This is a genomic window from Methylovulum psychrotolerans (genome assembly GCF_002209385.1).
In the GTDB taxonomy this organism is placed as follows: Bacteria; Pseudomonadota; Gammaproteobacteria; order Methylococcales; family Methylomonadaceae; genus Methylovulum; species Methylovulum psychrotolerans.
Map to the genome: position 1 here is coordinate 2520989 of NZ_CP022129.1, position 13302 is coordinate 2534290.

Here is a 13302-nt window from a genome sequence, read left to right on the forward strand (position 1 = left end):
TCGATAGGCTCAGGGCGAACGGTTAATCCTAAAACCGAAAACTTGACCGTTTGAAGTATATATTCAGCAACGCCGTATTTATGGCACAAGAACCGCCGCACCGACAAACCGGCCTGCCCGCAGGTCGGCAAGGGCTTGGTTCGCTTGCTTGAGTGGATAGGCGGTTGTTTGGGTGACAATGCCCATCTCAGGTGCGAGACGCAGAAAATCAAGGCCATCCTGCCGGGTGAGGTTGGCAACCGACACCAGTTGCCGCTCTTCCCACAATAGCTGATAGGGGAAACTAGGAATATCGCTCATGTGAATTCCTGCGCAGACAACCCGCCCACCTTTGCGGACAGCTTTTAATGCCAGCGGCACCAGTTCTCCCACAGTAGCAAAGATGATGGCAATATCCAGTGGCTCTGGTGGCATTTCTTCCGAGCCACCCGCCCAAACAGCACCGAGTTGCCGGGCAAAACATTGTGCCGTTATATCTCCAGGCCGGGTAAACGCAAACACCGAGCGGCCTTGCCAGTTGGCGATTTGCGCAACGATATGGGCAGCCGCACCAAAACCATAAAGCCCCAGTTTGTTACCCTCGCCTGCCATAACGAGCGAACGCCAACCAATCAGTCCTGCGCACAGCAGCGGCGCCAACGCTATATCACTACCCCTTTCACCCAAGGGCAATGCAAAGCGGGCATCGGCTATTACCTTAGTCGCAAAGCCGCCGTCGCGCGTGTATCCGGTAAATAAGGGCTTATCACAGAGGTTTTCATGGTGCGTTAAACAATAAGGGCAGTTGCCACAGGTATGCCCCAGCCAAGGAATACCCACCCGTTCACCAAGTTGAAAACCTGTGACATGAGTGCCAATAGCATCTACACGTCCGATAATTTCGTGTCCAGGAATGATGGGAAAAACGGGGTGGGGTAATTCACCGTCAAGGACATGCAAATCGGTACGGCAAACGCCGCAAGCCAGCACCTTGACACGAATTTCACCAGATTCCGGTTGCCTGTCAGGAAGCTCTGTCCATTCCAAAGCAGAATGGGCTTGTTTTAACACCATGGCATACATAGTCTGTTTTCGCTTATTAATTGATGTTACGCAGACACATTCTGCAATTTAAAAAAAACAATAATGAGTCGCTACCGCGACGATTTTTTTAATCGGGTTCTCGCACCCGAAGGCGAGATACTTTCTTTTGCTCCGCCTCGGCAATTGCTCTGTCTCCAGACCACCCTGAGGTGGCATTGCTCTACCTCCTGCATCCTTGCAGTCGAAAAGAAAGTATCCAAAGAAAAGGCGGCCCGATTGCCGCTTGATCCTGCGCTTCTCGGTTTTGTCGGGGGTCGGCAGAGTGGGCTCCTGCCTTTATGCCCTTGGGTGCACCTGCCGACGCGCGGCATCCCTGCCGCGCCCCTTTATGCCCTATGGGTATTCGGGCTGATCCCGACAAAACCTGCGATGCTCGGCGCGGCAAACGGGGGTAAAGCGACGTTACTGCGTAACGTCAGTTATTAAACGTTAATCTTTTGGAAAATCCGCACCACGGGTCACTGTTTCCCACGCGGCAAACTCTTTCTGCAAACTGGCAAGTTTGGCTTTTGCACCTTCAAAAGCGTCATTACCTAAGAGCAAATGATGCGGCGGATTATCGGAATTGACCGCTTGGACGATGGCATGGACGGCGCGTAGCGGGTCGCCCGACTGTTTGCCGGAAATGGCGCGGATATTTTTACGCCATTTACCTGCGGTCTTCGCATAATCGTCAATAACGTGCTGGCTTTCATTGGCTGACCGGCCTGCCCAATCGGTTCGGAAACCGCTAGGTTCAACGACCATCACTTTAATCCCCAAGGGTTCCACTTCTTGCCACAGCGCATCGGACAGACCTTCCACGGCAAATTTAGTGGCGTTGTAATAACCTAAGGACGGTAATCCGGTCAGCCCTGCAATGGAGGATAAATTGACGATAAAACCTTTCCGACGTTTACGCATGGTCGGCAAAGCCACATGAATCATGCGGCACAGGCCAAAGAAATTGACATCAAACATTTTCCGCACTTCATCTTCTTCGCTTTCTTCCACAGCGGCGAAATAGCCGATGCCCGCATTGTTGACCAAAACATCAATATGCCCAAAGGCGTCTTCAGCGGCTTTTATTGCCGCCTCGGCTTGAACATGATCGGTCACATCAAGTTTAAGCACCAAAGCATCGCCTAATTCAGCCAAATCTTTAATGGCATCAGGATCACGCGCAGTCACTACGGTGCGATAGCCCAGTTCCAGTACATGGCTGGCAAGTTCGCGGCCAAAACCCGTTGAGCAACCGGTAATAAACCAAACAGGTTTGTCGTTGTTTGTCGTTGTCATTGCAATTTATCCTTGTGGTGTTATGCGGATGCGTCAATCGCATCAACTCGAATCAGTTTTTTGTTGACGAATTCCTGAATGCCCAGATGGGAAAGCTCCCGCCCGTAACCGGAATTTTTGATGCCACCAAACGGTAAGTCTGAGGTTGTCCAGGTCGGATGATTGATGAACACCATGCCGGTTTCGATACGGCTGGCGACAAATTTTCCCCATTCGACATCTTGGGTAAAAATAGAGCCGCCTAGCCCAAAATGGGAGTCATTGGCTAATATCACGGCTTCATCTTCATCTTTGACCCGAAAAAAGAGCGCGACGGGGCCAAAAAATTCTTCATTATAGGCAGGGTTGTCGGGTTGAATATGGGTGAGGATGGTCGGCTGCATAAACGCGCCTGGACGGTCAATCCGTTTGCCGCCCATCAACACAATAGCGCCGTGCGCAACGGCCAGTTCTACTTGCGCTAACAGATGTTGCAGGGCATCTTCGGTCGATAATGGGCCTAATGTGGTTGCTATATCCATTGGGTCGCCACATTTGAGCAAGGCCAATGCCGCGCTAAATTTTTCCAGAAACCGGTCCGCCAATTCATCGACAACGATGAAACGTTTTGCCGCGACGCAGCATTGGCCATTATTGTTCATCTTCGCCCAAACTGCCCATGCGACGGTTTTGTCGAGATCAGCATCATCAAGCACGATAAACGCATCGCTTCCACCGAGTTCCATGGTCGATTTTTTAAGATTTAGCCCTGCCCGCGCGGCAACACTCTTTCCGGCTTGTGCGCTACCTGTTAAGGCTACGCCTTTTATCCGAGGATCATCAATGACCCGGTTGACCTGATCATGGGAAATCAATAAATTGGTGTACGCACCGATGGGTGCGCCTGCATCCAACCAGAGCTTTTCAAACGCTATCGCGCATTGCGGCACACAGGACGCATGTTTCACCATGACCACATTGCCCGCCATTAGATTAGGGGCAGCAAAACGCGCAAGCTGGTAATAGGGGAAATTCCAAGGCTGTATGCCAAACAATACCCCCAGTGGCTCATTCACCACCATCGCTTCACCCGTGCTAGGTGTGAGATGTTCAGTTGCCAAAAAATGTTCGGCATGTTGGGCATAATAATCGAGGATGTCGGCGCTCAACACGACCTCACCATGCGACTGGGCAATCAGTTTGCCCATTTCCAAAGTCATTGGCGTTGCAAACTGCTCACTCTGTTCGCGCATCAGCACTGCCGCTTTGGCAACAATCGTCGCCCGTTCGGCAAAGGTCGTTTGCCGCCAGGTATCAAAACAAGCCGAAGCTGTTGTCAGCGCCGTTTCAAGCTGTTGGTCAGTGAGTGCGTCGAACGTTTTTAGGGTGTTACCGTTGTAGGGATTGATACTTTGATAAGTCATGAGAGTTCCTCTGTCTTGCTGATCGTAATGATTGCGTCAGTGGGTACGGTGAAGGTTATGTGGGTTTGCCAAGCTTTTTAGTTTAGCCAAAATAACCAACTGCCCCATTGGTTTCTTAGAATCCTGTTTTAAAAGCGCCGATACAATTTAGGATTAAGCCATCATTTAGCTAGCAATGCTTTATGGACTTCTGCTGCTTTAGCTTGGTTTTATAGTAGAATGGCTTTTGCCTGTTCTACTTCAGCCAATATTCCGTGAGCGATAAGTAGAAATTTATGGGCTTTAAGTGCTGTTTCGTAACGGATGATAGCGTCCTGACCAAAGTGCTGCCCAAAATAGGCCAACAGCTAAGTTGTGACTTTGGGGCATGGCACTTCTCCAATTAATATCAGTAAATAATAGCCGCCTTGAGTGTGTTAGGGTCAGAACAAACCCCAAGGCTTGTCTTGCCCCCGGCAATCTCAGTAGTCGGGTTACTTAGGGTTGGCTACTTTTTCATGTTCGGCGGCTGTTTGTTCATATTCTTTTGCCAATGCGTCTTCATGCACTGCGATGGCTTCTTGTCTATCGCCTAAAATACGTTGACCGTTACTTTGATACACTGCACCCACTGAGCGATGATGTTTAGCCAAGCCCAAATAGTATTGGGCGTGTTTTAAATTCAGTGCGGCAGCTGCTTTATGTTCAACGGGTGTTGTTGCAGGTGCCGTGATTTGCTCAGGTTGTACAGGTGCGGGAATAACTTCCGCCAACACTGACGCAGACATAACGCCCATACAAATTGCCAAAGCCAAACCCAAGTAGATATTTTTAGTCATGATTTTTTTCTCTGAATGAAGTTAAAAAGTGATAAGCCACGTCCGTCCACGCCAAATCTTTTCTCGGTTAGCGTGTCCGCTAGATTTATCAAAAACTCTCTACAGATGGGCTTCCAATACTAATAACAAGGTTATTGCGCATCTGCGTCGCTATGATCTTCGTTCCGCTCAAAACAGTCTGTTTGCCAACGCACATAGGCGAACCATGCCAAACGGCGGTGAGGCGGCCTTGGCCGTCGTAGTCTTGGCTGGCGGTGGTGACGCCGCGCGGGTCGGTGTAGGCGGCGAGTCCGCCTTGGGGGGTGTAGCTGTACTGGAGGCTTTGGCCTTGGGGGTCGGTGATGCGGGTGATGCGGCCTTGGCCGTCGCGCTGGAAGGCGACGCTGAGTCCGGCGCTGTGGACAATACCGTTTTTGCTGTAGGTCAGGGTATTGCCGAACGGGTCTTGGACTTTCTCCAAACCCACGCCTTCGGTGAGGAAGTACACAGTGCCGTCTTCGGTGGTCAGTTTGAAGTGTTTGGGGTTCCTTTTCCTTTGCTTAAGTACACTCTGTCACAGTTCCACAAAATGGACATAAAGCTAATTTTTCAGAGCATGTCAGTTCCAAACCGCATTCAATACAAATACCATTGTGCAAAAACTCGGTCTCATTAGTAAAAACAGTCAGTGGCAATGCCAAATATTCAGGATCCAGTAAACATTCCGCTTTTAAATAGCCTGTATTGGGATCTAAAATGCCACTATGCTCTACAACAAACCAGCGTCTTACTTCAAATTCAGTGTGAGCAAGCTTGTAATCGCGTTGCCTAAATACTTCCTGTAGCAAAGCGAGGAGGCGATTACTGGGCAGTGCCGCCAGAATTTCCACATAATCGCTATCATCTGGGTCATAATTAATCATGGCCATGGGAAAATATTATCATCTTCAAGTATTATCATTACTTCGTCAATACGCTCTCTTCGGGAAGCCTGCACTTTATTCCAGCCTTTTTGAAAAGTCTCCCAAGTCAGATCGCGCCCCGTCCGTCCAATACTTGTGGCATGGCGGACGGTAGCTGTCACGCCTTGCCGCGACTCCGCCGTTGGATAAGCTTCATCAGAAAGTCTTGTCCCCTATAACCGCCTCGGCATTTATCGGCTTTACTTTTATATCTCAATTTTTACGTTTGCACATAAAAAATTCTTTGAAAAAATAAACAAACAACGCGGCAATAACACCCCATAATAAGCATACTTTGATAACAAATGCGTTTGAATCCGCAATTGAATAGGCTTTAAACCAATTTATTACGCTTGCCTGATCTTCAGTAACAAGCAGTGTCAGTAAAATGCAAGTCCATAACAGACTACATAAATTACTGATGTTACGCAGCCCTTAGTTTTTGCAACTCTTCATAAGCCATTTGGTTGGCCTTGACGAACAGCTTGGCCCGCATAGCGAAATGATTGGTTTTATGTTTTATCTTCAGGCATTCGAGCTTGAAAGGCTATAACCGCCCTAGTTATCCGCAACCCGGCCCTGGTTATTCATGGACGAACCACCCCACCCAGGGCTGGGGTTGGCGGCATCCACAGAACGGTTGGCATCAAGGTTGGCAAGATCGGGATGATAACCGCCAGCGGCAACAATGGGGTGGGCAACAGAACGATGACCGTCGGCAGCAGCAGTGGGGCGGGCAGCAGAACGATGGTCGTCAGCAGCAGTGGGGCAGGCAGCAAAATGATGACCGCCAGCAGCAGTGGGGCGGCGGGCAGCAGAACGATGGCCGCCAGCAGCAGTGGGGCGGGCAGCAAAATGATGACCGTTAAGTAACCTGCGGTATGGCTGATCTGTAAATCGCGTTGTGATGAGGAATTTAAGGGTAAGGTTATCTTCTTAAGCCTTCCGCCCAGCAGCCGAGCGCTGTCTTGATGACAGTGAAGCAGTGCTGATAGGCGGTGGGGGCTTTATTATACGGGTCGGCAATTTCCAAAGCCTGCGCCGGATTTAATGTTCCCAACAAAAAGCTTTTGTCCGCCGTGCCGGGGAAGGCGGCTTGCAAGCGGCTAAGTTGGGCCAATTCCATAACAAATACCACATCTGCCTCGGCAAGCATGGCGCTATCCAAGATTTTCGAGCGGCAAGCGGATAAATCCACGCCCTGTTCGGCGGCGACCTTGACCATAGTGGCATCCGCCGGACGGCCCGCAACAGGATGGAATCCGGCGGAGGCAAACCGGATGCCCGCGTCCGCCAGCATTTGTTCGGCGAGAACCTGCGCGACGGCACTGCGGTTGATGTTGCCGTAACAGACAAACAGTACCTTATCGGCTTGCTTAAGCCGTTGTGCCAAGCGGTTTTGCATGGCGGCGGAGCGGTGCTTGTTAACTTGCCATTTCTGCGCCAATAAGCCCGCCACGCGCTGATAATACGCTTGGGCAATCTGCACTATATCCATCAGCCCCGGCAAGGGGTCGCGCCATTGTTGCACGTCAAAGGCATGACGGCTAGGGTGCAAGACCCACAGCGCGTCCTTGAGCAGTTGCCCGGTGCTGGGGTAGGCGAATAGACGCGGCTCTTCCGAGCGTCTGAACACCTGCTCATACCAGTAAATATCGCTGGCGAGTTTCCGGCAATAAATGGCAGGGCGATAAGTCTGGGTGGCGGGGCGTTGCCCGTCCACCCAGAGTTGGTATAACAGCCACGGAAAATCCGCGCCTGCCGCGCAGGCCAGCGGTAATGACCCCCAAAACCGCCCGTTAATCTCCATCAGGGTATACGCACCCGTGTCCGGTTGCCACTTAAATTCGACCATCGCCACGCCATGCCAGTTTAAGGCTTTTATCAGCCGTGCCGCCGCCGCTAACAAGTCGGGGTCGACGGCGATGCTTTTGCGGAAACTGCTGCCGCCGCCCGTCAACGGTACTTCATGCAGGCGTTGGTGTTGAAAAGCGTAGACGATTTCGCCGTGGTCGGCCAGCAGTTCGATGCCTGTGCCGATGCCTAGGCTATAGCTTTGCACTAAAACTTGGCAATGGCTGAGCAAAGCCGCGCCCAATTCCAGCAATTCGGTGGCGTTAAAGGCGTAGGCGACGCTCAGTTGCTGGCGGCTGTCGGCATTGGGGATGGAGCGGCCTGGCTTTAACACTACCGGAAAGCTTAAATCCGGCAATAGGCGCTGGATGTCGGCGACGCTATCGACGGCTTGGCTTAGCGGTATGACGACCCCGCATTGCTGCGCTACAGCCATGGTCTGTTCTTTATCTAAAACCTTATTTAGGCTATCGCGTGGGGCGATTGCCAGAATGTCCACCCACGGCTGCATTTTGGTGCTGTGCGCTAGCGGTATGAGGCTGCGCTCGGTGACGGGAATCACCAAATCATAAGTATGGCACTGCAAATGCCCGGCGATAAAATCCACAAACCCGTCGGCATCGCTTAAGGGGTTAGGGTGGCGGAACAACTGTCCGGCGTAGCGCGAATACTGGCTTAAGGTCGCTAGGCCGGTACTGGCGGCTATATCGCAAATAATGCCATGGCGGGCTAAAGATCTGACGATGCTTAGACAAGCGATCATGTCGGCATCTAAGACTAAAACGCGGCGGTGCACGGCCATCAGAACCCCTTAGCGGCTAAAAAACGTTGGAATTGCGCGTTCATGGCAATGGCCTGTTCCATCGGCAAGGGATGGGAGACTTTTTGGTGTTCGCGGGTATTGGCTGGGGCGCTGATTTTTGTCAGCAACGCCGCTTCGTCAAAAATTACGCCTAATTCACGAAGCAATCGGCAGGTTTTTTGCGGATCGTTAAAGTCTTCGGTCTGGAATTCGACAAACTGGACATTCGGTAAGGCTTGCCGCCAGTGGGCAATGCGTGCCTCCATCTCATACCAATACCATAAGCCTTTGTAGAAAGGGTGCTTAAATTCCGGGTCATTATCCAGAACCTCGGCGATACGGATATGGTTACTTGCAGCGGTATAGTCCAACCACCATTTGTTGCCTTCTTCGGTACCGGGAAAATCCTGTAAGGCATAAATGGAGTTGGCGACTTTGACCGGATCGCGGATTAAATGGATGACGGCGAGCTTATCGCCAAAATCGGCTAAGGCGTATTCAATATACGTTTTAATGAACAAATGGTTGGCTTCGCAATAAAAAGCGTAGCCCGCCGCACCGCGCCTGAGGTTGATGGCTTTTTTTTGCCAATATTCGGCGCGGACGACAGCTTCGTCGCCAGCGGCCTTGGCTTTGAGTATATCCTCACTCATGGTCGGGTACGGCTCGTGTTCGGCATGACAGCCTGGGATATGGTTAAAAACTTCCGCTAAGGTCATAGTGCCGCTACGCCCGGTGGTGGCGACAAAAATAATTTTCTGCAAGTTTCGGCAGCGCCATTGGTAATAGGCTTTGCAGATGGCTACCGTCAGCGGGTGGTATTTAAGGGTAGTGATCAGTGGGTGCATGGTCGGCTTAAAACAAGGTACGCAACGACAAGGCTAAAAAACGCAACTGGTTTTTTAGCGATAAATGGGTAATGCCCAAACGCTGCGCAATGCGCTTAAGGCTGGGCTGGTCTTCGGCATAATAGGCCGCCAGAAAGGCTTCCTGCAAGGTCGCTTGAACGGTCTGCCTAATGTCGCCGTGCCAAGCGGCGGGGGCTATGCCCAAGGTGATATGGTCTTCTAAAATCTGGCATTTGCCCAGTAAACTTTTTAAGACGGAACCGGATGTATTGCCGACATAACGGCGCTGCCTGCTGGTGATAGTAAAATCGCATACCGTTTGCCCGTGCAAAACCGCTTTGCGGGTCATGTCGGCATCTTCATTGACTAGGCGCGAATAGCGCGGGTCAATGCCGCCAATTTGGTTATATAGCTCGCGGCTCAGCACGGTGGTGCTGGGCCAAGCCGGATTAAAGGCCAGTAACTGCCGATAAAATTGCCCGTCTAAAACCAAGCAGTTGTCGGCATTGGCCGTTCCTAAGGCTTCCCACCATCCCTTCGGGGCATCATCGGAAAATATCCGCGCACCAGGCCGGGCGCCTGGGCCGAAAAACTCTGCGTCGGCAAAGCTGAAATTGGCTTGCGGATAGTGGTTTAACAAGGCCACGCGCCGCTCAAGATGTTCGGGTAACCATAAATCGTCATGGTCACAAAAAGCCAGCCAAGGGCTGGTGGTGGCTTCCGCCGCCATTTTACGCGCCATACTGGGGCCGCTATTGGCAATACGCAGGGATTTGACGCGTGGGGCGTATTCGGCCAGCACCGCCGGGGTATGGTCGGTGGAGCCGTCGTCAACGACCATAATTTCCGCCGCCGGATAACGTTGGTTTAAGATGGCATCCAGTGTCTCCCTGAGCAGTTCGGCATGGTTGTAGGTGGGGATGGCGACGGCAATATCCATGTTACGGTTTAATCTGGCGATAAAAGTTAAGGAAAGTAGGCGGCAGCATACTGGCAAGACAGCGTAAGCGGTTTTTACCGGACAAGCGGCGTAGGCCCAGTTTACTGACAATATCCCGCATCAAGGGCTTATCCTCAGCATAGTACGCCATGGTCAGCGCATCATTCAAGGTTTCCGCAATGGCGTTGTCGATGTCCGTGTGCCAGTGTTCAGGGGCAATGGCCAACTGGATGTGATTTTGCAAAATCTGGTATTTGCCGAGCCGCGATTTTAGTTCTGAACCGGAGGTGTTGCCGGCATGTCGCCGTTGCCGGACAGTGACCGCAAAATCGCACAACGTCGTGCCATGCAAAACCGCTTTGCGCATGATGTCGCCGTCTTCTGCCACCATATAAGCGTAGCGCGGATCAATGCCGCCCACTTTATCATATAAAGCCCGGCTCAGCAGCACGGTGCTGGGCCAAGCCGGATTAAAGCGCAACAGGGGCACATAGAAGCCTTGGTCTAATAATAGGCATTGGTCGGCATTGGCTACCCCTAAGTTTTCCCACCAACCTGCCGGGGCATAATCGTAAATGCAGCTATCGACGGCGGTCGGGCCAAAGAATTGGCCATTGGCAAAGCTAAAATCCACCGCCGGATACTTTTCCAATAAGGTGACCCGCCGCTCAAGATGGTGCGGCAACCAAATGTCATCGCTGTCGCAAAAGGCCAGCCAAGGGCTGCTTGACGCGTCGACCGCCGTTTTCCGCGCGACTGTACAGCCTGAATTGGTAATGCGGATGGCGGTTATCCGTTTGCCATAACGGGCCAGTATGTCGGGGGTATGGTCGGTCGAGCCGTCATCGACAACAATAATCTCGGTTGCCGGATAGGTTTGTCCTAAGATAGCCTCCAGTGCTTCTTCGAGATACTCGGCACGGTTATAAGTCGGTACGGCAACGGCAATGTCGTATTTCATGGCGGCGGATAGGGCTATTTTTCTGCTGGTGGGATAGATAAACGGGGTGTGGCTGTTAGGGAAAATCTCTCATCTGCGCCGATTAAACTGCTTTAAATTGTACGTTAGGTATCTGTCCGCGCAAAGTCCATGTAGCCTAATTTAGGCAAAAATACACTTTTTCTGTCACCGATTCTTGACGGGAAAGTGCTTTACCACGAAGCCGATGCACGGCTCCGTGGCGGAGGTTTTATAAGGGATGGGGCATTTTAGTGGGTAAACTTTTGCTTATCCCTGGCCTGCCAGTAGGCGGTCGCCAATTCTTGCGCCTGCTGTTGGCTATCGGCTTTACCCAATAACTTTAAAGCCACCGCCGCCGTGCCGATCACCGACGCTTGCGCGAACTCATCGCTATACCCGCCTTGCCAAAGCTGAGCCAATTGCTTAGGGTCCAATTCTTCGGGCTTGATATGGCGGCGCGGGAATAGGGCAGGCCACAGCTCGTCGCTTAACTCGCCGTGGTGGACGCTTTGCACCAAGCATTCCATATCCGGGTTGCGCTCAGTCTCGCCACCTTCGCCTTTTAACACCGCCATGTGCGGCTGTTGTAATAAGGCGGCGGCTTGTTGGTGGACGGGACGGTAACTGGGATGGAAAATGCCTTGGATGCTGTACGCGGCATTAAACGGGTTAAGTAACCTGACCAAAGTATGCACAGGCGAGCGCAAGCCTAAAATTGGCCTCAGCTCGATAATCTCATGCAATTTAGGGCAAAAATGTTCTAAAGACAAATAGCTAAAACGCTGTTCCTGCAATTGTTGCCGCGCTTGCGCTAGCGATTGCGCCGGGCTTAAGCCGAGATAACCGAGCATATTTTCGGTATACAACCGCCCCGCCGAATGGCCGCTGGCTCCGTGCATAAACACACTGATGCCGTTCTCCGCCAATAATAAGGCCGAGAGCAGAAACCACGGCAAATGCCGCCGCTTACCTGCATACGATGACCAGTCCAAATCCACCAGCCCGTCATTGCTGATATGGAACGACTCCCACGCCGCTTGAACAAAACCCGCCAATTCCTCCGGCGTTTCTTCCTTAACCCGCATCAGCATTAAAAACGCCCCCAACTGCACAGGCAGCACGTCGTCCGCCAAAATCATGCGCATGGCGCGGAAAGCTTCTTCTTGGGTCAACGGTCTGGAGCCTTTTTTGCCTTTGCCGAGAATGCGGACAATTTCCGCAAAGGGATGCTCTTCGTACGGGGTTTCTTCGTGATGGGTAAAAGTGGTCATAGCGTCAGGAGAAAATAATGGTCGATGAGTAAGGCGGCAAACAAGACGGTGATATAGACAATCGAATAGGCAAAGGTCTTCATGGCCGTTTTATTGTCTTTGGTGCGCATCATCAGCACCGCCAGATAAATGAAGAACAAGCCGAGCGGGATGGCAGTACCCAAATAAATCAGCCCGCTCATGCCCGTTAAGTATGGCAACACCGTAACGATAAATAATAACACGGTATATAACAGGATTTGCAAGCGGGTAAATTCCACGCCGTGGGTGACCGGCAACATCGGGATATTGACCTTAGCGTACTCCTCACGGCGGGCAATCGCCAGTGCCCAAAAATGCGGTGGGGTCCAGACGAAAATAATCAGCACCAACAGCAACGCATAAGGATGGACGCTATCGGTCATCGCGCACCAGCCCAACAGCGGCGGCGTCGCGCCAAACGCCCCGCCAATGACGATATTTTGCGGGGTGGCGCGTTTTAAATATAAGGTATAGACAATCGCATAACCGAACAGCGACAAAAACGTCAGGATAGCGGTCAGGGTATTCACCAAGAACACTAAAATCAGCATCGAACTGACTCCCAACACCACCGCAAAGGCCATGACATTAGTCGCGGTCAGATTGCCCTTCGGCAAGGGGCGGTTTTCGGTGCGGGTCATCTGCGCATCGGCCTTACGGTCGATAAAATGGTTAATCGCGGCGGCAGAAGAGGCGGCCAAGGCAATGCCTAAGGTACTGTAAAAAACAGTGGCCAACGGCGGCATACCGGGCACAGCCAGTAACATGCCGACCACGGCGGTGAACAGCATTTCCAGAACCACGTTAGGTTTACAAAGGGTGAGATAGTTTTTCCAGGAAATATCGGGGGTTTGGCTAGACATGGTATAAGCGTCAACAGGGTAATGATTTTTTATAGAATACAGGGAAGTGGGGGTTATGGAAAGTGGCGGGGCTTTTAAGGGGGCGATTTGGCGGCATAACGCCGTAAGCGTGACGAATATTGGCTGATTGGGTTAAGGCTGGTTATCCCGTAGAGGCCGTTTCGTTGTCCTTCGGGCGGAATTTGCCATCGACGAAAAAAAACGAAGCGTTGCAGCCTT

At 51.7% G+C, this 13302-nt stretch carries 13 protein-coding genes and 1 pseudogene; 1 reads left to right on the plus strand and 13 read right to left on the minus strand.

What is annotated here, in order from left to right:
- Nucleotides 1-78: 78 nt before the first annotated feature.
- The 7 genes and pseudogenes from CEK71_RS11435 to CEK71_RS24310 form a co-directional block, all read right to left on the minus strand.
- Nucleotides 79-1062, minus strand: a complete 984-nt coding sequence (locus CEK71_RS11435) for a zinc-dependent alcohol dehydrogenase family protein (protein WP_088619506.1) — start codon at nucleotides 1060-1062, stop codon at nucleotides 79-81.
- Between the two features lie 450 nt (nucleotides 1063-1512).
- A complete protein-coding gene (locus tag CEK71_RS11445; protein WP_088619508.1) occupies nucleotides 1513-2361 on the minus strand; it encodes an oxidoreductase in 849 nt (282 codons plus the stop codon).
- A gap of 20 nt (nucleotides 2362-2381) precedes the next feature.
- On the minus strand, nucleotides 2382-3764 hold the full coding sequence (locus tag CEK71_RS11450; protein WP_088619509.1) for an NAD-dependent succinate-semialdehyde dehydrogenase: 1383 nt from the start codon (nucleotides 3762-3764) through the stop codon (nucleotides 2382-2384).
- A gap of 473 nt (nucleotides 3765-4237) precedes the next feature.
- Nucleotides 4238-4582, minus strand: coding sequence for an acid-shock protein (locus CEK71_RS11455; protein WP_088619510.1), 345 nt, complete (start codon nucleotides 4580-4582; stop codon nucleotides 4238-4240).
- 88 nt (nucleotides 4583-4670) lie between these two features.
- Nucleotides 4671-5069: an RHS repeat domain-containing protein gene (locus CEK71_RS11460; RefSeq protein WP_157679154.1), complete on the minus strand. Its 399-nt coding sequence runs from the start codon at nucleotides 5067-5069 to the stop codon at nucleotides 4671-4673.
- Between the two features lie 52 nt (nucleotides 5070-5121).
- Complete coding sequence (locus CEK71_RS11465; RefSeq protein WP_088619512.1) at nucleotides 5122-5490, minus strand: hypothetical protein; 369 nt, start codon at nucleotides 5488-5490, stop codon at nucleotides 5122-5124.
- Between the two features lie 457 nt (nucleotides 5491-5947).
- Nucleotides 5948-6067: pseudogene (locus tag CEK71_RS24310) on the minus strand (IS701 family transposase); the annotation flags it as partial.
- A 122-nt stretch (nucleotides 6068-6189) separates the two neighbouring features.
- On the opposite strand from CEK71_RS24310, the gene CEK71_RS11470 reads away from it, so the two are divergent.
- Nucleotides 6190-6396 (plus strand): hypothetical protein, encoded by a 207-nt coding sequence (locus CEK71_RS11470; RefSeq protein WP_157679157.1) that lies wholly within the window; start codon nucleotides 6190-6192, stop codon nucleotides 6394-6396.
- A gap of 55 nt (nucleotides 6397-6451) precedes the next feature.
- Here the strand turns inward: CEK71_RS11470 and CEK71_RS11475 are convergent, their stop codons facing one another.
- The 6 genes from CEK71_RS11475 to cyoE form a co-directional block, all read right to left on the minus strand.
- Entirely contained in the window at nucleotides 6452-8179 is a 1728-nt protein-coding gene (locus tag CEK71_RS11475; RefSeq protein ID WP_088619513.1) for an arsenate reductase/protein-tyrosine-phosphatase family protein, read from the minus strand.
- Nucleotides 8179-9027 (minus strand): sulfotransferase family protein, encoded by an 849-nt coding sequence (locus CEK71_RS11480; protein WP_088619514.1) that lies wholly within the window; start codon nucleotides 9025-9027, stop codon nucleotides 8179-8181. The genes CEK71_RS11475 and CEK71_RS11480 overlap by 1 nt, the downstream gene beginning before the upstream one ends.
- A gap of 7 nt (nucleotides 9028-9034) precedes the next feature.
- Complete coding sequence (locus CEK71_RS11485) at nucleotides 9035-9967, minus strand: glycosyltransferase family 2 protein (RefSeq protein WP_088619515.1); 933 nt, start codon at nucleotides 9965-9967, stop codon at nucleotides 9035-9037.
- 1 nt (nucleotide 9968) lies between these two features.
- Complete coding sequence (locus CEK71_RS11490; protein WP_088619516.1) at nucleotides 9969-10928, minus strand: glycosyltransferase family 2 protein; 960 nt, start codon at nucleotides 10926-10928, stop codon at nucleotides 9969-9971.
- A gap of 248 nt (nucleotides 10929-11176) precedes the next feature.
- A complete protein-coding gene (locus CEK71_RS11495; protein ID WP_088619517.1) occupies nucleotides 11177-12199 on the minus strand; it encodes a glycosyl transferase family protein in 1023 nt (340 codons plus the stop codon).
- A complete protein-coding gene (gene cyoE, locus CEK71_RS11500; protein ID WP_088619518.1) occupies nucleotides 12196-13083 on the minus strand; it encodes a heme o synthase in 888 nt (295 codons plus the stop codon). Before cyoE ends, CEK71_RS11495 begins: the two co-directional genes overlap by 4 nt.
- Between the last annotated feature and the right edge of the window lie 219 nt (nucleotides 13084-13302).